We start from the raw sequence: 20,465 nt of genomic DNA, 5'->3' as shown, positions 1-20,465 counted from the left end.
GACTTCGCGTTTGTCCAGGGGCTGATGATGCGGGCGTCCGTGGGGCATATCCGGGCTTCGGGCAAGGGCTATAGCCGATGGGGCGGAAGTAGGACAGCATCACCAGCCTGCGAAAACTGCAAAATACACACTGTCGCAGAGTTTGATTTTGCGTCGGTGCGGTTATGCAGAACGGACTTTGCAATAGGAGAATTTTTGCGAAGTGGCGGTCATGCGCCTGGGACCGGCCGGGACCGGCGACGATCCGCTCGCGTGCATCCTGTACGCTATCGTGCGCAGTGGCCGGGCACGCCTGCTGACAGGCATGACCCTCTTTCCCCGCGTGCAGGGCATTTTGAGGATCATGCAAGAATTGGATGGTGCGGGCGGTCGGAATCGAACCGACACTCCTTGCGGAACTGGATTTTGAGTCCAGCGCGTCTACCAGTTTCACCACGCCCGCGATGCAAGCAGCCTATAGCGGCTGCTTCGCCGGGTGCAACAAGAATGACGCTGGCTGGCCGTGAAAATGGGAAGCAATCCCTTCGCCTTACGCCGGATGGCCGGTTGTCGCGGTAAATATGGCGGATCGCGCGTTGGGCCGCCACATCACGGGCCGGCGCTAAACCCGTGCCCATTCCCCTTCGCCATAATAGGCTGTTTCGTCCAATATCCCTTCGCGCCTGGCGACGATCACGCCGACCAGTATCTGGCCCGCCACGTTCACGGCGGTGCGGCCCATGTCCAGGATCGGGTCGATCGCCAGCAATAGTCCCGCGCCCTCCAGCGGCAGGCCCAGCGTCGACAGGGTCAGCGTCAGCATCACGATCGCGCCGGTCAGCCCGGCGGTCGCCGCCGATCCGATGACCGAGACGATGACGATCAGCACATAATCCACGAAATGCAGCGGGATGCCGTAGAAGCCCGCGACGAAGATCGCGGCGAGCGCAGGGTAGATCGAGGCGCAGCCATCCATCTTGGTCGTGGAGGCCAGCGGAATGGCGAAGGCGGCATAGCCCTTGTCCACGCCCAGCCGCTCGGTCACGGCTTCGGTGACGGGCAGGGTGCCGACCGAGGAACGCGACACGAAGCCCAGTTGGATCGCCGGCCATGCCTTGGCGAAGAAGGGGCCGGGTTTCAGGCCATTGGCGATCAGCAGAAGCGGGTAAACGACCAGCAGCACCAGCGCGAGGCCAAGATAGATGGCCGCAGAGAAGGCGCCCAGTTGCGCCAGCGCATGCCAGCCATAGGTGGCGATGGCGGTGCCGATGAGCGCGGCCGACCCGATCGGCGTCAGGCGGATGACCCAGCCCAGGATCGCGCGCACGATTGCGAGCAGCGAGCGGACGAAGGCGAGGAAAGGGTCGGCCCTGTCCCCGACCTTGAGCGTCGCCAGGCCGACCGCAATCGAAATGACCAGCAATTGCAGGATGTTGAAGGACAGGGTGGTGGTTGCCGCGCCATCCGCCGCAACCTTGGTGCTGCCCGACAGGGCAAGGCTGTTGCCCGGCACCAGCCCCTTGAGGAAATCGAGCCAGCCGCCGACCGACTCCGCCGGCTTCATCGCCAGTTGCGCGCCACGCAGGCCCGCGCCCGGCTCCACGATCAGGCCGATGGCCAGGCCGATGCTGACCGCGATCAGCGCGGTGATCGCGAACCACAGGAGCGTCTGCCCCGCCAGCCGCGCCGCATTGTCGAGCGCGCGCAGATTGGCGATCGACGCGACGATGGCGGCAAAGACGAGCGGGGGGACGATGGCTTTGAGCAGCGACACGAAGATCGTGCCGACCGTCTTGAGCGTGGTCGCCAGCCAGTTGAGGTCGCCGTCCGGCCCTGTACCGATCTGGCGCGCGACCAGGCCCAGCGCCAGCCCCGCGACCATGCCGGCCAACACCTGAAATCCGAAACTGCGATAGGGAAGGGCCATGTCTTTTTCCTCCGGGCGACCGGCCGCCTATATCGGGCGGCGGCCCGCCGATTGCGCGCAAGCAATTCTTGACGTGTGTATAACAGGGATAAGGTGGCCCTCTTTCCGCTGTGGTGGATCAACGCATTGGCGTGACCGATCCGCTATGCCAGATATGCGCGTTCGGTCCATCGGGGAGTTTCAACAGATGATGATGCGCGGCGCATATGGGGCTTTGGCGCTGCTGGCACTGCCGCACGGCGCGATGGCGGCGGCGGATGCCGGGGTGGCCAAGGCGATATTGATGCGTTCCATCGCGTTTCGCACGGTCGAGGGGGCGGGGCAGGTGCCGGCGCTGGCGGCCTATTATGCCGGGGTGCTGAAAGCGGCGGGCTTTGCCGAGGCGGACATTGTCATCACGCCGATGGGCGAGACGGCGACGCTGGCGGCGACGATCAGGGGGAGCGACCCGACGCTGAAACCCGTCGCGCTGATCGGTCATATGGACGTGGTGGCGGCGAACCGGGCGGACTGGACCCGCGATCCGTTCGTCCCGGTGGAGGAAAATGGCTATATCTTCGGGCGCGGGGCGGAGGATAATAAATATGATGTCGCGATGATGGTCGCGACCATGGCGCAGTTGAAGAAGGACGGCTGGACACCGCGCCGCACCGTCATCCTGCTTTTGTCGGGCGATGAAGAAACCGACATGGTCACGACCAGGGCGCTGGCGGCGCGCTATCAGGGGCTGGAACTGCTGCTGAATGGCGATGGCGGCGGCGGGTTGCTGAATGATGATGGCAAGCCTGTGCTGTACCAGTTGCAGGCGGGCGAAAAAACCTATGCCGATTTCGAGATCGGCTTTGCCGATGCGGGCGGCCATTCGAGCGCGCCGACGCCGGGCAATCCCATCTACCGGCTGGCAAGGGCGATCGACCGGATCGCCGCCCATCAATTCCCGCCGATGCGCAATGCACTGACGCGGGCGTCGCTGGCGCTGTCGGCCGACCGGATCGGCGGGGACGTGGGCGCGGCGATGAAAGCCTATGCCGAAACGGGCGATGCTGCCGCCGCCGAGTTGCTGTCGACCCGGCCGGAATTTGTCGGGCAGGTGCGCACGACCTGCGTGGCCACGATGCTGGGCGGGGGCCATGCGCTCAACGCCCTGCCGCAAAGCGCCAGGGTCAGCGTCAATTGTCGCATCTTTCCCGGCGTGGCGATCGACGCGGTGAAGGCGGAACTGGTGAAGGTGATCGCGGACGATGACGCGAGCGTCAAAACGCTGGGCGATCCGCTGGCCAGCGATGCGTCACCCTTGCGCGCTGACGTCATGACGGCGGTGAAGGATGCGGTGACGGCGCGTGCGCCCGGCGTGACCGTGATGCCGGGCATGTCGGCCGGGGCGACCGACAGCCTCTATTTCCGGGCGCTGGGGGTGCCCAGCTATGGCGTGTCCAGCCTGTTCATGAAGGCGCAGGACGGCTTTGCCCACGGGCTGAACGAACGGGTGCCGGTGGCGGGCATCGGCGCGTCGCTGGCGCAATGGGACGCGGTGGTCCGGGCGCTGGCGCAGTAGGGGAAAACTGCTCCTGCGAAGGCTGGCGCAGTTTCCCGGCATCAAATCATATTGCTGGCACCGACCTGGGTTCCCGCCTTCGCGGGAACACCGTAATTCTGGCTAACAGCCTTACCCCCGCACCGCGATTCCGTTCGCGGCGGACAGGACCGCCTTGACCGATGCGGTGGCCACGTCGCTGTCGGTGCCGATGCCAAAGACGGTGCGGCCGTCGGGCGTGCGGCATTCGACATAGGCGGCGGCGTTCACGTCGCTGCCCGCGCCGATGGCATGTTCATTATAGTCGGAGATTTCCAGTTCGACGCCGAATTCATCGCGCATCGCGGCGAGCACGCTGGAGAGCAGGCCGTTGCCGCGCCCGGAAATGGAGCGTTCGACGCCGCCCTTGCCGGTGTCGTGGATGATCTTGCCGGTGAAGATGCGGTCGCCGGCCGCGCCGCCCTCCTGATAATCGACCAGCACATAGGGCTGGTCGCCCGACAGGCAGTAATGATCCTGGAACGCGCCCCAGATGTCGGCGGCGTTGAGTTCGCGGCTGGACCCGTCGGCCAGCGCCTGCACGACCTTGGAAAATTCGGCCTGCATCCGCTTGGGCAGCTTATACCCCTTGTCCTGTTGCAGCACCCAGGCGACGCCGCCCTTGCCAGACTGGGAATTGACGCGGATCACCGCTTCATAATCGCGGCCCAGATCCTTGGGGTCGATCGGCAGGTAGGGGACGTTCCAGATCAGGTCGTTGCGCGCTTCCTGCGCGGCGAAGCCCTTCTTGATCGCGTCCTGATGGCTGCCCGAAAAGGCGGTGAATACCAGTTCGCCGGCATAGGGATGGCGCGGGTGGACCGGCAACTGGTTGCAATATTCGACCGTCTGGATGACTTCGTCGATATCGCTGAAGTCGAGGCCCGGATTGATCCCCTGCGTGTACATGTTGAGCGCGACTGTCACCAGGTCGCAATTGCCGGTGCGCTCGCCATTGCCGAACAGGCAGCCTTCGACCCGGTCCGCGCCGGCCATGATGCCCAGTTCCGCCGCCGCGACGCCGGTGCCGCGGTCATTATGGGTGTGCAGCGAGATCACCACGCTGTCGCGCTTGCTGATATTGCGGCAGATCCATTCGATCTGGTCGGCATAGATGTTGGGCGTCGCGCATTCGACGGTGGCGGGCAGGTTCAGGATCAGCGGGCGTTCCGGCGTCGGCTGCAAAATCTCCATCACCGCCTCGCAACATTCCAGGCTGAAATCCAGTTCGGCGGTGGAGAAGGTTTCGGGCGAATATTCGAAATGCCAGTCGGTGTCGGGCTGGGCGGCGGCATGGTCGCGCAACAGCTTGGCCGCATGGATCGCGATGTCGCGCACCTGGGGCCGTTCCATCTGGAACACGATGTCGCGCCAGGCGGGCGACACGGCGTTATAGACATGGACGATCGCCTGGCGTGCGCCGCGCAGCGATTCGAAGGTGGTGGCAATGAGGTCCGCGCGCGCCTGCGTCAGCACCTGCGGGATCACATCGTCGGGGATCGCGCCGTCGCGCACCAGCCCGGAAATGAAGTCGAACTCGGTCGCGCCCGCGCTGGGGAAGCCGACCTCGATCTCCTTGACCCCGACCTTGACCAGCAGGTCGAAGAAGCGGCGCTTCTTTTCCGCGTTCATCGGGTCGATCAGCGACTGGTTGCCGTCGCGCATGTCGGTCGACAGCCAGCGCGGCGGCGCGGTGATGACCCTGGACGGCCATTGCCGGTCGGGCAGATCCACCTGCGGGAAGGGGCGATATTTCAGCGAAGGATCGGTCAGCATCATGGGATCACACTATTTCTTTGCCTGGCGGTGCGCGCATGGCGCTTGCCGTAACGACTTGACTGCGATGAATGCCCTTAGGCGGATCGGTGCTGCCCATAGCCGGGAGGCAGCGCAAAAGCCACGCCTAAGGGCGTGTAAGTCGTAGCAGGGTAAGAAGCGCGACGCTCTGCATGATGGAAAGCGCCTTAACGCAAGTCGGGGCCGACATGCAAGCCGGCCCCGTTTCTTTCATCGCCTGGGGGGGCGTTTATTGCTTCTGGAAGCCGGCGATGATCTTCAGCTCGATCGCGTCGCTGACCATCGGCACGCCATAGCCCATGCCGAATTCGCTGCGCTTGATCGTGCCGGTGGCGACGAAGCCGACATTTTCCTTGCCGCCCATCATGGCGGGGGCCGTGCCCGCGCCATAGAATGCGGCGTCCAGCGTCACGGGCCTGGTCACGCCCTTGATGGTCAGATTGCCGGTGATTTCAGCGCTGGTCGGGCCTTCCGGCTTGACGCTGGTGGAGGTGAAGGTCGCGGTCGGGAATTTGGCGGCATCGAAAAAGTCCGATTTCATCAGATGCGCGTCCAGCGCCGACACGCCGGTGCGCAGATTGGCGACGGCAAATTCGACCGACACTTTCGACGCGGCCGGGTTCGCCTTGTCCAGCGTCAGCGTGCCGGTCGGCTCGGCAATGGTGCCGGCATTGTTGGTGAAGCCCATATGGTCCCAGGCGAACACGACCTGCGTATGGCCACCATCGACCTTGTAGCTGCCACCTGTGACCTTGGTAACATCCTTGCTGCCGGGAGGGGCGCTGGGCATCTGCGCGATGAGGGCGGTGCCACCGGCCAGCGCGATCAGGGCGGCGGCGGGGATCAGGAATTTTTGCATGGGACAGTTTCTCCGAAACGCTCAAGGGGCGCAGCCTGAATAAGCTACGCCCCTCGATTGCGCCAGAGCCGTAAGCGGAAACGGATCGTTCCGGTTGGGCTGTCTGCTCCCCTCCCTTAAAAGGGAGGGGCTATTTTGTGGCCGTCAGTTCTTGTCCTGGTCCACCAGCTTGTTGGCGCTGATCCAGGGCATCATGGCGCGCAGCTTGGCGCCGGTTTCCTCGATCGGGTGGCGCTGGGCGGCGATGCGGCTGGCTTTCAGTTCCGGCTGGCCGGCGCGGTTGTCGAGGACGAAGTCCTTGACGAAGCGGCCCGACTGGATATCGGCCAGCACGCGCTTCATTTCCTTCTTGGTTTCTTCGGTGATGATGCGCGGCCCGGTCTTGATATCGCCATATTCGGCGGTGTTCGAGATGGAGTAGCGCATGTTGGCGATGCCGCCTTCATACATCAGGTCGACGATCAGCTTGAGTTCGTGCAGGCATTCGAAATAGGCCATTTCCGGCGCATAACCGGCCTCGACCAGCGTTTCGAAACCGGCCTGAACCAGCGCGGTGGCGCCGCCGCACAGCACGGCCTGCTCACCGAACAGGTCGGTTTCGCATTCCTCGCGGAAGTTGGTTTCGATGATGCCGCTGCGACCGCCGCCCACGCCGCTGGCATAGGAGAGGGCGATGTCATGCGCGTTGCCGGTCGCGTCCTGATGGATCGCGATCAGGCAGGGCACGCCGCCGCCCTTCACATATTCGCCGCGCACGGTGTGGCCCGGCCCCTTGGGCGCGATCATGATCACGTCCACGTCCTTGCGCGGTTCGATCAGGCCGAAATGGACGTTGAGGCCATGGGCGAAGGCCAGCGCCGCGCCGGGGCGCAGGTTGGCGTGAATGTCGTCGGCATAGATCGCCGCCTGATGCTCGTCGGGGGCCAGGATCATGAACACGTCGGCCCATGCGGCGGCTTCGGCGTTCGGCAGCACCTTGAAGCCTGCGCCTTCCGCCTTCTTGGCGCTCGGCGAACCGGCGCGCAGCGCGATGGCGACTTCGGCGACGCCGCTGTCGCGCAGATTCTGCGCATGGGCATGGCCCTGCGAGCCATAGCCCAATATGGCGACCTTCTTGCCCTTGATCAGGCCGATGTCCGCGTCACGATCGTAATAAACCTTCATGTCCCAATTTCCCTTTTCATATCCTGACCCTCTCCCTGGAGGGAGAGGATACGAAGACTTGGGCCATCAGGCCCTAGTCGAAGTTGGTGAGGGTGAACCACCGGGCGTTTGGACACTTCGCAGGCCCTCACCCTCCCACCGCTGCGCGGCGGGCCCCTCCCTCTCCCCGCCGGGGAGAGGGGTGTAAATCAGTTCGCCTCCTTGCCCCGGATCAGCCCGACGACGCCGGTGCGACCGACTTCGACCAGGCCGATCTGGCGCATCAGCCCCACGAAATTGTCGATCTTCTCGGTCGTGCCGGTAATTTCGAAGATGAAGCTTTCGATCGTCGTGTCGACCACCTTGGCGCGGAACACATCAGCCAGGCGCAATGCCTCGATCCGGTCCTCGCCTGTGCCCGCGACCTTCACCAGCGCCAGTTCGCGCTCCACGAACGGACCGGATTCGGTCAGGTCCGTGACCTTGTGCACCGGCACCAGCCGGTCGAGCTGGGCGATGATCTGGTCGATCACCTTGGGCGGGCCGTTGGTGACGATGGTGATGCGGCTGACGCCATGGTCCTGCGTGATGTCCGCCACGGTCAGGCTGTCGATATTATAGCCGCGCGCCGTGAACAGGCCCGCGATCCGCGCCAAAATGCCCGCTTCGTTGGAAACGGTCAGCGACAGGACATGCCGCTGGCTCAATTCTTCCTGAATATGCATCAGATGCTTGTCCCGTTATCCGTAGCTGCATCGCCATCCTGTGTGCCATGGCGCTGCGAAATCATCGCGGTGAAGGCATAGTGCCAACTGCCATCCTGCCGGTGGGCAAGGCGGACCGGAAAGCCCGTCACCACATCGAACATGCGCGACAGATGTTCGCCCACATAGCGGGGACCGGCCAGCAGCGTGCCGATATGCCGCTCGTGAAATTCGAACCCCTCGTCCAGATGGACTTCCCATTCCTCATTGTCCGGGTTGGCATGATCGATCGTCCAGCCGTGGAGTTCGGCCGTGCCCGCGCTCCGTTCGAAATCCCATGGCTCCGTCACATGGATGCGCAGCTTCAGATGTTGCGTCACGCCCGCACCTTTACACCAGCGCCTTCGCTTCGTCCGACATGACCCCTGCGATCTGATTCGGATCGAGCAGCATGTCGGTATGGGCCGCGCCCGACGGGATCATCGGGAAGCAGTTGCTGAGTTTCGCCACGCGGCAATCGACGATCACCGGACCGTCGGTGTCCAGCATCTGGCGGATGCCGGCCTCCAGTTCCTGAGGCCCTTCGATGCGGATGCCGGTCCAGCCATAGGCTTCGCCCAACTTCACGAAGTCGGGCAGGCTGTCGGAATAGCTGTTGGAATAGCGGCTTTCATAGGTCAGTTCCTGCCACTGGCGAACCATGCCCATATATTCATTGTTCAGGATGAAGATCTTGACCGGCAGGCGATACTGGCTGGCGGTTCCCATTTCCTGAATGTTCATCTGGATCGATGCGTCGCCCGCGATGCAGATGGTGACGCTGTCGGGATTGCCCATCTGCGCGCCGATCGCGGCCGGAAAGCCATAGCCCATCGTGCCCAGCCCGCCGGAGGTCAGCCATTTATTGGGGGCTTCGAACCCGAAATGCTGGGCCGCCCACATCTGGTGCTGGCCCACTTCGGTGGTGATGATGACATCCTTGCCGGTCGCGTTGCATGCCTTGTACAGGTCCGCGATCGCGCGCTGGGGCATGATCTCGACACCGTTTTCGGCATAGTCGAGCGACTTTTTCGCGCGCCAGCCGGCGATCCGCGCCCACCATTCGGCCAGGTCGGCGTGGCGATGATCGCGCTGTTTCCAGAGCGCGATGATATCGTCCAGCGCGCTCGCGACATCGGCGACGATGGCAACGTCGACATCGACGATCTTGTTGATCGAGCTGCGGTCGATATCGATATGGATCTTCTTGCTGTTCGGCGCGAAGGCATCCAGCCGCCCGGTGACGCGGTCGTCGAAACGGGCGCCCACGCACAGGATCAGGTCCGCCTGGTTCATCGCCCAGTTGGCTTCATAGGTGCCGTGCATCCCCAGCATGCCCAGCCACTGGTCGGACGACGCGGGGAAGGCGCCCAGGCCCATCAGGGTCGAGGTGACGGGCGCGCCGGTCAGCGCGGCGAGTTCGCGCAGCAATGCGCTGGCCTGCGGGCCAGAGTTGATGACGCCGCCGCCGGTGTAAAAGACCGGGCGTTCCGCCGCCGCCAGCATCTCGACCGCGGCGTCGATCGTCGCGGCGTCCGCCCTGGTCTGGGGATGATAGCTGGCGTGGACCTTGAATTCCGGCCGGGCATAGGGCGCGGTCGCGATCTGGACATTTTTGGGAATGTCGATGACGACCGGGCCGGGGCGGCCGGTGGTGGCGATATGGAACGCTTCATGAATGATGCCGGCCAGCTTGCCGGGATCCTTCACCAGATAATTATGCTTGGTGCAGTGGCGCGTGATGCCGATCGTGTCGGCTTCCTGAAAGGCGTCGGTGCCGATCAGTTGCGTGGGCACCTGCCCGGTGATGACGATCATGGGGATCGAATCCATCAGCGCGTCGGTTATGCCGGTGACGGCGTTGGTCGCGCCGGGGCCGGAGGTGACGAGCACGACGCCGGGCTTGCCGGTCGAACGGGCATAGCCTTCCGCCATATGGGTCGCGCCCTGTTCATGGCGGACGAGCACATGACGGATCGTGGGGTGGTTATAGAGCGCGTCATAGATGGGCAGCACGGCGCCGCCCGGATAGCCGAACACGACTTCGACGCCCAGATCGACCAGGCATTGAACCAATATGTCCGCGCCGCTCTTTTCGGCCACGATATGCTCCTTCGTTGATGCGGGCCGGCTCCTTTGCGCCGAAGCGGTCGGGATGGCAAGGTGCCCGCCTCTAGTGGACATAAAATGGCAGGTCAACCCCTATTGTTGTAATTTAATTACCAATTCGGCGATAATTTTATCATCTAATGCACGCTCTTCACGCGGCCAGGTGGGCGGTGGCTGGTTGGTGAACCAGGTATATTGTCTTTTGGCATATTGGCGGGTGGCCAGGCTGCCCTTTTCGATACAGGTGTTCCAGTCGCTGTCACCTTCAAGCAGGGCGGCGATGTCCGGCACGCCGATCGCCCGCATCACCGGCAGGTCGGGATGAAGATTGCGGGCCAGCAGGGCGGCCACTTCCGCGACCGCGCCGCCGTCCATCATCTGGATAAAGCGCCGGTCGCACCGTTCGATCAGCCAGTCGCGCGGCGGGCGCAGGATCATCGGGGACAGGGTGATGGCGTCGGCGATGCCCCCGGCCTTATGCTGCTGCCATGCCTTGAGCGACCGGCCGGTCGATCGCACCACCTCCAGCGCGCGGGCGACGCGAGTGGTGTCGGCGGGCGCGAGCCGGGCGGCGGCTTCGGGGTCTTCCCGTCGCAGCGCCTCATGCGCCTGCGCCACCGGCAGCGCCCGCACCGTGGCGCGAATGTCCGGGTCGATCTCCGGCACCGGGGCGATGCCGTCCAGCAGGGTGCGGATATAAAGGCCGGTGCCGCCGACCAGCACCGGCAGGCGGCCGGCCGCATGGGCGGCGGCGATCTCCGCCTTCGCTTGCCCCGCCCAGCGCGGGGCGGTGCAGGCCTGCGCCCCGTCGATATGGCCGAACAGGCGATGGGGAACATCGCCCATTTCCGCCGGTGATGGTCTTGCGGACAGGATGGCGAGGTCGGCATAGACTTGGCTGGCGTCGGCATTGATGACGATGCCGCCGGTCGCCCTGGCCAGCGCAATGGCGAGCGCGCTCTTGCCGCTGGCGGTCGGCCCGGCAATAAGCGCGACGCGCGGGCGGGATTCGCCCTCTATCGTTTCAGGAGTGTGCATGTTCGTCGCGACCTTAGTGGCAAGTGATCGAATCGGGCAGGGGGATATTGCGCAAGCTGCCGATCGGCTGCGCGACGCCGGTTGCCAGCCGGGCGATGTCGCGTGGCTGGACATGGGCAAGGCCGCCGACCTGTTCTTCGCCGTCGATCCGGCCGCCGCCCGTGCGGCGCTGACCGGACTGGGCGAGCGCGTGGACGTGATCGTCCAGCCCAGCCTGCGCCGGGAAAAGAAGCTGCTGATCGCCGACATGGATTCGACCATGATCACGGTCGAATGTATCGACGAACTGGCCGACTATGCCGGGATCAAGCCGCAGATCGCCGAGATCACCGAACGGGCGATGCGCGGCGAACTGGATTTCGAAGGGGCGTTGCATGGCCGCGTCGCGCTGCTGAAAGGGCTGCCTGACAGTGCCATCGACCAGTGCCGGGAGGAGCGGGTCGTCATCATGGGCGGGGCCAAGGCGCTGGTCCGCACGATGAAGGCGCGGGGCGCACGGACCCTGCTGGTGTCGGGCGGCTTCACCCGCTTCACCGGGCCAGTGGCGGCGGAGATCGGTTTCGACGCGAACGTCGCCAATGTGCTGGAAATTGCCGACGGCGCGCTGCTGGGCACCGTGACCAGGCCGATCGTCGATGCGTCGCGCAAGCGGACCGAACTGGAAGCCGCGATCGCGGGCGGCATCGACCGCGCGCTGACGCTGGCGGTCGGCGATGGCGCCAACGACATTCCGATGATCCAGGGGGCGGGGCTGGGCGTCGCCTATCACGCCAAGCCGGTGACGCGCGCCGCCGCCGCCGCCGAAATCGTCCATGGCGACCTGTCGGTGCTGCTCTACGCCCAGGGCATCCCGTCGGCGCAATGGGTGGGCGCATGACGGCGGGGCGCTGACCGGCACGGTCGCGGCGCGCCGTCTTACCGCTTTTTTCGGCCGGCCTTCTTCGTCGCCGGCTTGCCCGCCGGGCATGGCCACGCCTTGCGGGTCGCGGCAAAGACCTGGGACGAGGCTGACTTGGCGCGGTCTTTGGGGTTTTTGCCCAGATAGTCGACCGTGGCCTTGCGCAACTGGCTGATCGTCACGTCGGCAGGGATGCAGCTTTTCAGCTTGTTCGCTTCCCGCGTCGTGTTGAACGCATCGACCGCGCCGCTGATATAGCCGACACATTCATAGCTTTTCTCGAAGAAGGTCTTGTCGTCCTTGTCGGTGGTGCAGACCGCATATAATTCGTCGCCGCTGTAGAAACCGGCATGAGCGACGGCCGGCGCAAGGGCAGCGGCAAGCGTTGCAGCGAAAATCAGGTGGCGGGTCTGCTTGGTCATGTCACTCCATTCCCGCCACCAGCCCGTCGATTGCGCCTTGCAGGATATAACTCGCGGCCAGCTTGTCCACCAGTTCGTCGCGGCGGGCGCGGCTGGCGTCGGCTTCCAGCAGGGTGCGGGTCACGGCCTGGGTCGACCAGCGTTCGTCCCACAGCAGCACGGGACAGCCCAGATCCGCGACATTATGGGCAAAGGCGCGGCTGGACTGGCTGCGCGGCGATCCGGTGCCGTCGAGGTTGAGCGGCAGGCCGATGACGATGCCCTTGACCTGCTGCTGTTCGATGAAGGCGGCCAGGCCGATCTTGTCCTTGGCGAATTTGCCGCGCGTCACCGTGTAGGCGGGGCTGGCGATCGTCCAGGCGGCGTCGCACAGCGCCAGGCCGATCGTCTTGGTCCCGACATCCATGCCGATCAGCCGCCCGCCCTGCGGCAGCGCCTGACGAAAGGCGACGCGATCCGTTGTTACCAGTTTCATGGCCATGCGCCCTGCCACGTCTTGCGCGCAGAGTCACTTCTGCGTGAAGGCGGCCAGCCGTTTCTGCGCATCGGCCCGGACATTGCCCCAGAACAGGCTATAGTCATAGACGTGGTAATTGTTGCCGGGCAGGGTGAAGGGCCCCATGTCCACCGGCTCCCCGATCATCAGCACGCCGCTGGTGTCGCAGCGGGCGGGGACGATGCCGGTGAGCAGCCTGGGCGGCTGGCCCGCGTCGCGCGTGTCGAGCGTGCCCTTGTTCGCGCTGGCCGGGGCGGCGCCGTTGAACGCGCCGGTGATCGGGTTGGTGCAGAGCATGTGCGTGCCCTTGCGGGGCTTGCCGGTATAGCCGTTCTTGCGCTCGAAACTGTCGATCACGGCGGACGGGTCGGCCGGTTCGGCATAGCTTTGCCAACTGACGATGCAATGCGCCTGGCCCTGCCCCGCGCAGGCGGGCAGGCCGAGCGCGGGCAGGTCCGCCTCCACCGACACCGGCCAGCCCACGACATAGGCGGCGACGATGCGGTCGGCGACCGGCTTGCCCGCCACCTGTTCGCGCAGCAGTTGCAGCAGGTGGCGCGACCCCTGGCTGTGCGCGGCCAGGATCAGCGGCCCTTGCGGATTGGCCTTCAGGAAGGCGGCGAACGCCTGCGCCACGTCGCGATAGGCGGCGGCAAGCGCCTTGTCGCCCTCCGGCCCTTCGGTCAGGAAGGCGCCATAATTGGCCTGACGATAGCGCGGCGCCCAGATCGTGCCGACACCGTTAAAGGCGCTGGCCTGCGTCATCACGAAGCGCTGGGCGGTGGCATTGGCGTCCTTGTTCGCCAGCGGCGCGTTCCAGGATGCATCGCCGAAGGTGGTGATATAGCTGGTCGGGTGGATGAAGAATATTGCCGCCTTCTTCGCCGTCGCGGCCGGGGCGGCGACGCCCTGCGGCGTCCAGAGCGCGGGATTGTCCTTCACGATGTCGGGGCGGGCGATCCACATCGCCGCATCGACATAGGCATCGTCGGGCAGCGGTTGCAGGTCCTCGAACGCGGCCTTTGGCACCATCACGCTGCGGATCAACTGGGTGCCCCACACGCGATAGGCCAGCAGCGCGGCGATCACCAGCACCACCAGCGCGGCAATGACATAGAGGAATTTGCGCGCCACCGTGAAGCTCTCCGACCAGCAAGGGCATGTCGCCCCCTTCGCGCCTATGTCTGGCGCAAGGAACGGGCGCGCGCAAGCGGTGCTAAAGCCGCTTGAAGCGGACGGGCGCGGGTGGTAGCGGCGGCCCCATGTCGATAGACCTTCAGACCGTGAAAAAGATCGCCAGCCTCTCGCGCATTTCGGTGACGGATGCAGAAGCCGAGGCCATGGTGCCCGAACTCAACAACATCCTTGGCTGGGTGGAGCAACTGGGCGAGGTGGACGTGACCGGCGTGCAGCCGATGACCGCCGTGATCCCCAATCATCAGCGCCTGCGCGACGATGTCGTCACCGACGGCAATGTCCGCGACAAGGTGCTGGCCAATGCGCCGCAGGCCGAACATGGCTTTTTTGCCGTGCCCAAGGTGATCGAATAATGACCGATATTACTGATCTGACGGTCGCGGAAATCCGCGACGGCTTCCGCGCGGGCGATTTTTCGGCGCGCGAAGTGGCGAGCGCGTTCAACGCCAATGTCGCGACGGCCAAGGCGCTCAACGCCTTCATCGTGGAAACGCCGGACAGCGCGCTGGCAGCGGCCGACGCGGCCGACGCCGCGCGCGCCGCGGGCGATCTCAAGCCCTTGTCGGGCGTGCCGATCGGCATGAAAGACCTGTTCTGCACACAGGGCGTTCAGACCACGGCCGCAAGCCATATGCTGGAAGGCTTCGTGCCGACCTATGAATCGACCGTGTCGGGCAAGCTGTGGGCGGCGGGCGCGGGGATGCTGGGCAAGCTGAACCTGGACCAGTTCGCCATGGGATCGTCCAACGAGACGAGCTATTATGGCAATGTGATCTCGCCCTGGCGGCGTAACGATGGCGGAAATGCCGCGCTGGCCCCCGGTGGATCGTCGGGCGGGTCGTCCTCCGCCATCGCTGCGCGGCTCTGCCCGGCGGCGACCGGCACTGATACGGGCGGGTCGATCCGCCAGCCCGCCGCCTTCACCGGCATCAGCGGCATCAAGCCGACCTATGGCCGCTGTTCGCGCTGGGGCATAGTCGCCTTCGCCTCCTCGCTCGATCAGGCCGGGCCGATGGCGCGCACCGTGCGCGACAATGCGTTGCTGCTGGAGGTGATGGCGGGGTTCGATCCGAAGGATTCGACCAGCCTCGATCTGGCGGTTCCCCAGTGGGAAGCAAACTTGTCCAGCGACCTGCGCGGCAAGACGGTCGGTATTCCCAGGGAATATCGCCCCGATGGCCTGAACGCGGAAATCGCGGCCTTGTGGGACCAGGGTATCGCCTGGCTCAAGGACGCAGGCGCAACGGTGGTGGACGTGTCGCTGCCGCATACCAAATATGCGCTGCCGACCTATTATATCATCGCCCCGGCCGAAGCCTCGTCCAACCTCGCCCGCTATGACGGCGTGCGCTATGGCCAGCGCGACCTGCCCGATGGGGCGGGGTTGCAGGACATGTATGCCGCGACCCGCGCCGCCGGTTTCGGGCCGGAGGTCAAGCGCCGCATCATGATCGGCACCTATGTGCTGTCGGCGGGCTTCTACGACGCCTATTATACGCAGGCGCAGAAGGTCCGGGCGCTGATCGCGCGCGATTTCGAACAGGCGTTCGAGCAATGCGACCTGCTGCTGACCCCGACTGCGCCGAGCGCGGCCTTCACGCTGGGCGAAAAGCAGGCCGATCCGCTGGCCATGTATCTCAATGACGTGTTCACCGTGCCCGCCTCGCTGGCCGGACTGCCGGCGATGAGCGTGCCGGGCGGGCTGGACGCTGCGGGCCTGCCGCTGGGCCTCCAGATCATCGGCAAGGCGCTCGACGAACAGACGGTGCTGAACGCGGGACTGGCGATCGAGGAACGGGCAGGCTTTGTGGCGCGGCCGGATAAGTGGTGGTGAGTTGGATCGGTGAAATCTTTGTCCAATTACTTGGAGAGGGATTCATCGAGGGTTTAATGCGGCGAAAATTTGGGCAAGAAAAGTCTCAGCCTTTGACCCGCGAAAGACATAAAATTCTGGAACGGCGCGCTCAGCAGCGTGCGAACAGACGGAAAAAGCGATGACTGAATCAACCTATCGCATCCAGGGCGCAACCGGCGAGTGGGAGGTCGTGGTCGGCCTTGAAGTCCATGCCCAGATCACTACCAACGCCAAGCTGTTTTCGGGCGCGGCCACCGCGTTCGGGGCGGAGCCGAACACGCAGGTCAGCCTGGTCGACGCGGCGATGCCCGGCATGTTGCCCGTCCCCAACCGCGAATGCATCCGCCAGGCGGTGCGCACCGGCATGGCGATCGACGCGCAGATCAACAAATGGTCGCGCTTCGACCGCAAAAATTATTTTTACGCCGATTTGCCGCAGGGATACCAGATCAGCCAGCTTTATCACCCGATCGTGGGCGAGGGGCAGATCGCGATCGTGCTGGACGAAAAGAACCCCGATACCAGCACCAAGGTGATCGGCGTCGAGCGCATCCATGTCGAGCAGGACGCGGGCAAGCTGATGCATGACCAGCATCCCACCAGTAGCTATGTCGACCTCAATCGTTCCGGCGTGGCGCTGATGGAGATCGTGTCGAAGCCCGACATGCGTTCGCCCGCCGAAGCCGGGGCTTATCTCTCGAAGCTGCGCACGATCCTGCGCTATGTCGGGTCGTGCGACGGCAATATGGACCAGGGTTCTATGCGCGCGGACGTGAACGTGTCAGTCCGCAAGCCCGGCGAGGCATTTGGCACCCGGACCGAGACGAAGAATGTGAACTCGGTCCGCTTCGTCATGGCGGTGGTCGAGCATGAAGCCAGCCGTCAGGTCGATGTGCTGGAGGCGGGCGGCAAGATCGTGCAGGAAACGCGCCTCTACGATCCCGACCGCAACGAAACGCGCTCGATGCGGTCGAAGGAGGACGCGCACGACTATCGCTACTTCCCCGATCCCGACCTGTTGCCGCTGGAACTGGACGACGCGTTTCTGGAGGAATGCCGCGCGTCGCTGCCCGAATTGCCGGACGTGAAGCGCAAGCGTTACGAACAGGCGCTGGGCCTGTCCGCCTATAATGCGACCACGCTGACAGCCGACGCCGATACCGCGCGCTGGTTCGAAACGCTGGTGGCGGAGGCTGCGCGCATCCAGGGCAAGAGCGAGAGCGATGTCGCCAAGGCTTCGGCCAACTGGCTGCTTTCGGAACTCTATGGCGCGCTCAATCGCCTGGGCAAGACGCTGGACACCAGCCCGGTCGGCCCGACCGACGGCGCGGAACTGCTGGCGCTGGTGGCCGATGGCACGATCAGCGGCACCATCGCCAAGCAGGTGTTCGAGATCATGCTGGAAACCGGCGACAAGCCGGCGAAGATCGTCGAGGAAAAGGGCCTGAAGCAGACCAGCGACACCGGCGCGATCGAGGCGGCGGTGGCCAAGGTGCTGGCCGACAATGGCGACAAGGTGGAGCAATATCGCGGTGGCAAGGAAGCGTTGTTCGGCTTCTTCGTGGGCCAGACGATGAAGGCGATGCAGGGCAAGGCCAACCCGCAAGTGGTGAATGAACTGGTGAAGAAGGGGCTGGCGGGCTGATCGTCCAGGGCGGGATGGCGTCAGATCGACCCATGCCCGCCTTCGGTCCGCTGCGCGCGATGACGATTCAGTCTATCGTCATCGCGTCCTGGCGCGCCGGAACGACCATCAATCCCCAATCCCCATCACCTTTCGGTTCAACGCGCGGTCGGCGCTGCCGGCGGCAAAATCATCAAAGGCATGTTCCGTGACCTGGATGATATGCCGCGCGATAAATGGCGCGCCCTCGGCCGCCCCGACCGCCGGATGTTTGAGCGCGCACTCCCATTCCAGCACGGCCCAGCCGGGGAAGTCATAATGCGCCATCTTGGAGAAGATCGCCGGGAAATCCACCTGCCCGTCGCCCAGCGAACGGAAACGGCCCGGCCGGTCGACCCATGACTGATAACCGCCATAGACCCCGGATCGGCCCGATGGACGGAATTCGGCATCCTTCACATGGAAGCATTTGATGCGTTCGTGATAAATGTCGATGAACGCGAGATAATCCAGTTGTTGCAGCACATAATGGCTGGGATCGTAGAGGATGTTGGCGCGCGCATGGCCGCCCACGCGATCCAGGAACATTTCGAACGTTACGCCATCATGCAAATCTTCGCCGGGGTGAATTTCGAAGGCTGCGTCGACGCCATTGTCATCGAACATGTCGAGGATCGGCTTCCAGCGCCGCGCCAGTTCGTCGAAGGCATCGTAGACAAGCCCGGCAGGCCGTTGCGGCCATGGATAGACATAGGGCCAGGCGAGCGCGCCCGAAAATGTCGCATGGGCCGTCAGGCCAAGACGCTGGCTGGCGCGCGCGGCCAGTTTCATCTGATCGACCGCCCATGCCTGGCGCGCCGCCGGATTTCCGCGCACTTCCGGCACAGCGAAAGCATCAAACTGTGCGTCATACGCGGGATGGACCGCCACCAACTGCCCCTGCAAATGGGTCGACAATTCCGTGATCGACAGGCCATGTTCGGCCAGCGTGCCCTGCACCTCGTCACAATAATCCTGACTGTCCGCCGCCCTGGCGAGATCGAACAGCCGCCCATCCCAACTGGGGATCTGGACGCCCTTGTACCCCAGGCCCGCCGCCCATCGGGCGATTGCGTCCAGGCTGTTGAAGGGCGCGGCGTCACCAGCAAATTGCGCCAGGAAAATGGCGGGGCCTTTGATCGTCTTCATGTCATTCTCCGGGGATGAGGAGGGGCACCCAACTGGCCTGGCGCGCGCTGGCATCGACCGCCGTAGCGATGAAGGCCATGCTGCGAACGCCATCGTCTATGCCAGGGAGCAGGGGGGCGGGTTCGCCGCGCAGCAGACGGGCGAAGTCGGCATAGAGATTGGCGAAGGCTTCGATATAGCCTTCGGGATGACCGCCCGGCGTGCGCGTTGCGGCGGCGGCGTCCGGTCCCAGGGCGGCGTCGCCGGCCTGAATGATTTCGGTGCGCCCGTCCGCATGGTGCTGGATCAGGGCATTGGGGCTTTCCTGTCGCCAGTCGAATCCGCCGCTTTCGCCATAGATGCGGATATGCAGGCCGTTGCGTTCGCCGACCGAAATCTGCGATGCCATCAGCACGCCGCGCGCGCCATTGTCGAACCGCAGCAGGACGGTGCAGTCATCGTCCAGTTCCCGGCCCGGCACCACCGCCGCCAGATCGGCCAGCAATTCGGTGACGGACAGCCCGCTGACGAACTCCGCCAGATGGAATGCATGAACGCCAATGTCGCCGATGCACCCGCCCAGGCCCGATCGCGCGGGATCGACGCGCCATTCCGCCTGCTTGCCGCTGGCGTCCCCTGCCAGCCAGCCTTGCGGATATTCGACCACGATCTTGCGGACCTTGCCGATCGCCCCCGCCGCAATGCGCGCGCGCGCCTCCCGGACGAGCGGATAGCCCGAATAGGTGTAGGTCAGCGCGTAGGGCAGGCCGGATGCGCGCACCAGCCGGCGCAGTTCCAGCGCCTCGTCCAGCGTCGCCGTGGCAGGCTTGTCGCTCATGACGGGAATGCCCGCCGCGATGGCGGCGCGTGCGGCGGGGAGGTGAAGATGGTTGGGCGTCACGACCGACAGGAAATCGATCCCGTCGGCACGCCGCGCTTCCTGCGCCAGCATCGTGTCGAGATCGGCATAGGCGCGAGACGGTTCGATGCGGTAGCGTTCGCCGGCTTGGAAAGAGCGGGTCGCATCGCTGCTGAAAGCGCCAGCGGTCAGTATCATGTCGCCGTCGAGTTCAGCCGCCATGCGGTGGACCGGCCCGATGAAGGCCCCCGGCCCGCCGCCGACCATCCCCATCCTTAGCTTTGCCATGCCTGTTCTCCTGGCTTCCTCGTCATTCTTTCAAGCCTGTCCGGCGCGGATCACGCGCAGGTCGATCGTCCCGAACAGGGCGCGATCGGGCGACTCTGTTGCGATCTGTACTCGATCGCCAAAGTGCATGAAGGGTGTTTTTGGTGCGCCGCGCCGGATGGTTTCGATGGCTCTTTGTTCGGAGATGCAGGCGGAACCAACGGTGGCGTAGTCGGCGTTGGAGACGATGCCGGACCCGATGCCGGACCCGATGATGGTGCCTGCGGCCAGGGCGCGGGTGCGGGTCCAGCCTGCCGACGCGCCCTTGATCCTGGCCGGGAAACCACTGACCGTGAAGCCGGTGCCGGGCACGCCCCGTGTGTCAGGGACATGGCCGCTTCATGGCCCATGCCGCAGCGTCGCCAGTTCCCTGGGCGCACAGATGATCCGCATGCAATGCACGCTCGGTATCAAGGTCAGGGACGGCATGACCACCATAATATATCTCCGTC

Annotated in this window: 18 protein-coding genes, 1 tRNA gene and 1 pseudogene; 5 read left to right on the top strand and 15 right to left on the bottom strand. The window is 64.7% G+C overall.

Annotated elements, in window-relative coordinates; translation table 11 throughout:
- Positions 1-357 precede the first annotated feature (357 nt).
- Both Q4610_RS01750 and Q4610_RS01745 read right to left on the bottom strand, forming a co-directional pair.
- Positions 358-442, bottom strand: a tRNA-Leu gene (locus Q4610_RS01750).
- Positions 443-601: 159 nt separating this feature from the next.
- On the bottom strand, positions 602-1,906 hold the full coding sequence (locus Q4610_RS01745) for a dicarboxylate/amino acid:cation symporter (protein ID WP_304534292.1): 1,305 nt from the start codon (positions 1,904-1,906) through the stop codon (positions 602-604).
- A 187-nt stretch (positions 1,907-2,093) separates the two neighbouring features.
- Here Q4610_RS01745 and Q4610_RS01740 point away from each other — a divergent pair, with 187 nt between their 5' ends.
- The gene (locus Q4610_RS01740; RefSeq protein ID WP_425262513.1) at positions 2,094-3,461 is read left to right on the top strand and encodes a M20/M25/M40 family metallo-hydrolase; all 1,368 of its coding nucleotides are present in this window, start codon (positions 2,094-2,096) and stop codon (positions 3,459-3,461) included.
- 111 nt (positions 3,462-3,572) lie between these two features.
- Here the strand turns inward: Q4610_RS01740 and leuA are convergent, their stop codons facing one another.
- The 7 genes and pseudogenes from leuA to miaA form a co-directional block, all read right to left on the bottom strand.
- Positions 3,573-5,258, bottom strand: a complete 1,686-nt coding sequence (gene leuA / locus Q4610_RS01735; RefSeq protein WP_304534291.1) for a 2-isopropylmalate synthase — start codon at positions 5,256-5,258, stop codon at positions 3,573-3,575.
- A 247-nt stretch (positions 5,259-5,505) separates the two neighbouring features.
- Positions 5,506-6,135: a YceI family protein gene (locus Q4610_RS01730; RefSeq protein ID WP_304534290.1), complete on the bottom strand. Its 630-nt coding sequence runs from the start codon at positions 6,133-6,135 to the stop codon at positions 5,506-5,508.
- A 144-nt stretch (positions 6,136-6,279) separates the two neighbouring features.
- A pseudogene (ilvC, locus tag Q4610_RS01725) lies at positions 6,280-7,302 on the bottom strand (ketol-acid reductoisomerase); the annotation flags it as partial.
- Positions 7,303-7,487: 185 nt separating this feature from the next.
- Positions 7,488-8,003: an acetolactate synthase small subunit gene (gene ilvN, locus Q4610_RS01720; protein WP_304534288.1), complete on the bottom strand. Its 516-nt coding sequence runs from the start codon at positions 8,001-8,003 to the stop codon at positions 7,488-7,490.
- Positions 8,003-8,362, bottom strand: coding sequence for a hypothetical protein (locus Q4610_RS01715; protein ID WP_304534287.1), 360 nt, complete (start codon positions 8,360-8,362; stop codon positions 8,003-8,005). The genes ilvN and Q4610_RS01715 overlap by 1 nt, the downstream gene beginning before the upstream one ends.
- A gap of 10 nt (positions 8,363-8,372) precedes the next feature.
- Positions 8,373-10,124: an acetolactate synthase 3 large subunit gene (locus Q4610_RS01710; RefSeq protein ID WP_304534286.1), complete on the bottom strand. Its 1,752-nt coding sequence runs from the start codon at positions 10,122-10,124 to the stop codon at positions 8,373-8,375.
- 99 nt (positions 10,125-10,223) lie between these two features.
- Positions 10,224-11,168: a tRNA (adenosine(37)-N6)-dimethylallyltransferase MiaA gene (miaA, locus tag Q4610_RS01705; RefSeq protein ID WP_304534285.1), complete on the bottom strand. Its 945-nt coding sequence runs from the start codon at positions 11,166-11,168 to the stop codon at positions 10,224-10,226.
- On the opposite strand from miaA, the gene serB reads away from it, so the two are divergent.
- On the top strand, positions 11,167-12,045 hold the full coding sequence (gene serB, locus Q4610_RS01700) for a phosphoserine phosphatase SerB (RefSeq protein WP_304534284.1): 879 nt from the start codon (positions 11,167-11,169) through the stop codon (positions 12,043-12,045). The genes miaA and serB overlap by 2 nt on opposite strands.
- A gap of 38 nt (positions 12,046-12,083) precedes the next feature.
- On the opposite strand, the gene Q4610_RS01695 is transcribed toward serB, so the two are convergent.
- The 3 genes from Q4610_RS01695 to Q4610_RS01685 are packed head-to-tail and all read right to left on the bottom strand — an operon-like array spanning position 12,084 to position 14,118.
- Positions 12,084-12,488 carry a Rap1a/Tai family immunity protein gene (locus tag Q4610_RS01695; protein WP_304534283.1) on the bottom strand — a complete coding sequence of 135 codons (405 nt, stop codon included), beginning with the start codon at positions 12,486-12,488 and terminating at the stop codon, positions 12,084-12,086.
- A gap of 1 nt (position 12,489) precedes the next feature.
- Positions 12,490-12,957: a Holliday junction resolvase RuvX gene (ruvX, locus tag Q4610_RS01690; protein ID WP_304534837.1), complete on the bottom strand. Its 468-nt coding sequence runs from the start codon at positions 12,955-12,957 to the stop codon at positions 12,490-12,492.
- Positions 12,958-12,996: 39 nt separating this feature from the next.
- Positions 12,997-14,118: a DUF3089 domain-containing protein gene (locus Q4610_RS01685; protein WP_304534282.1), complete on the bottom strand. Its 1,122-nt coding sequence runs from the start codon at positions 14,116-14,118 to the stop codon at positions 12,997-12,999.
- 128 nt (positions 14,119-14,246) lie between these two features.
- Here Q4610_RS01685 and gatC point away from each other — a divergent pair, with 128 nt between their 5' ends.
- The 3 genes from gatC to gatB all read left to right on the top strand — a co-directional run bounded on the left by gatC (position 14,247) and on the right by gatB (position 17,681).
- Positions 14,247-14,534, top strand: a complete 288-nt coding sequence (gene gatC, locus Q4610_RS01680; protein WP_004211845.1) for an Asp-tRNA(Asn)/Glu-tRNA(Gln) amidotransferase subunit GatC — start codon at positions 14,247-14,249, stop codon at positions 14,532-14,534.
- Positions 14,534-16,015 (top strand): Asp-tRNA(Asn)/Glu-tRNA(Gln) amidotransferase subunit GatA, encoded by a 1,482-nt coding sequence (gene gatA / locus Q4610_RS01675; protein ID WP_304534281.1) that lies wholly within the window; start codon positions 14,534-14,536, stop codon positions 16,013-16,015. The genes gatC and gatA overlap by 1 nt, the downstream gene beginning before the upstream one ends.
- Positions 16,016-16,175: 160 nt before the next feature.
- Positions 16,176-17,681 carry an Asp-tRNA(Asn)/Glu-tRNA(Gln) amidotransferase subunit GatB gene (gene gatB, locus Q4610_RS01670; RefSeq protein WP_304534280.1) on the top strand — a complete coding sequence of 502 codons (1,506 nt, stop codon included), beginning with the start codon at positions 16,176-16,178 and terminating at the stop codon, positions 17,679-17,681.
- A 108-nt stretch (positions 17,682-17,789) separates the two neighbouring features.
- Here gatB and Q4610_RS01665 read toward each other — a convergent pair whose 3' ends face one another.
- From Q4610_RS01665 to Q4610_RS01655, 3 genes are read right to left on the bottom strand one after another with little or no spacing between them, the layout of a single operon-like run.
- On the bottom strand, positions 17,790-18,848 hold the full coding sequence (locus Q4610_RS01665) for a sugar phosphate isomerase/epimerase family protein (RefSeq protein WP_304534279.1): 1,059 nt from the start codon (positions 18,846-18,848) through the stop codon (positions 17,790-17,792).
- 1 nt (position 18,849) lies between these two features.
- Entirely contained in the window at positions 18,850-19,974 is a 1,125-nt protein-coding gene (locus Q4610_RS01660; protein ID WP_304534278.1) for a Gfo/Idh/MocA family oxidoreductase, read from the bottom strand.
- Positions 19,975-20,004: 30 nt separating this feature from the next.
- Positions 20,005-20,325, bottom strand: a complete 321-nt coding sequence (locus Q4610_RS01655; RefSeq protein ID WP_304534277.1) for a hypothetical protein — start codon at positions 20,323-20,325, stop codon at positions 20,005-20,007.
- Positions 20,326-20,465: the final 140 nt, after the last annotated feature.

Source organism: Sphingobium cyanobacteriorum (genome assembly GCF_030580935.1).
Classification (GTDB): Bacteria; Pseudomonadota; Alphaproteobacteria; order Sphingomonadales; family Sphingomonadaceae; genus Sphingobium; species Sphingobium cyanobacteriorum.
This window is presented reverse-complemented; position numbering and strand designations above follow the sequence as displayed.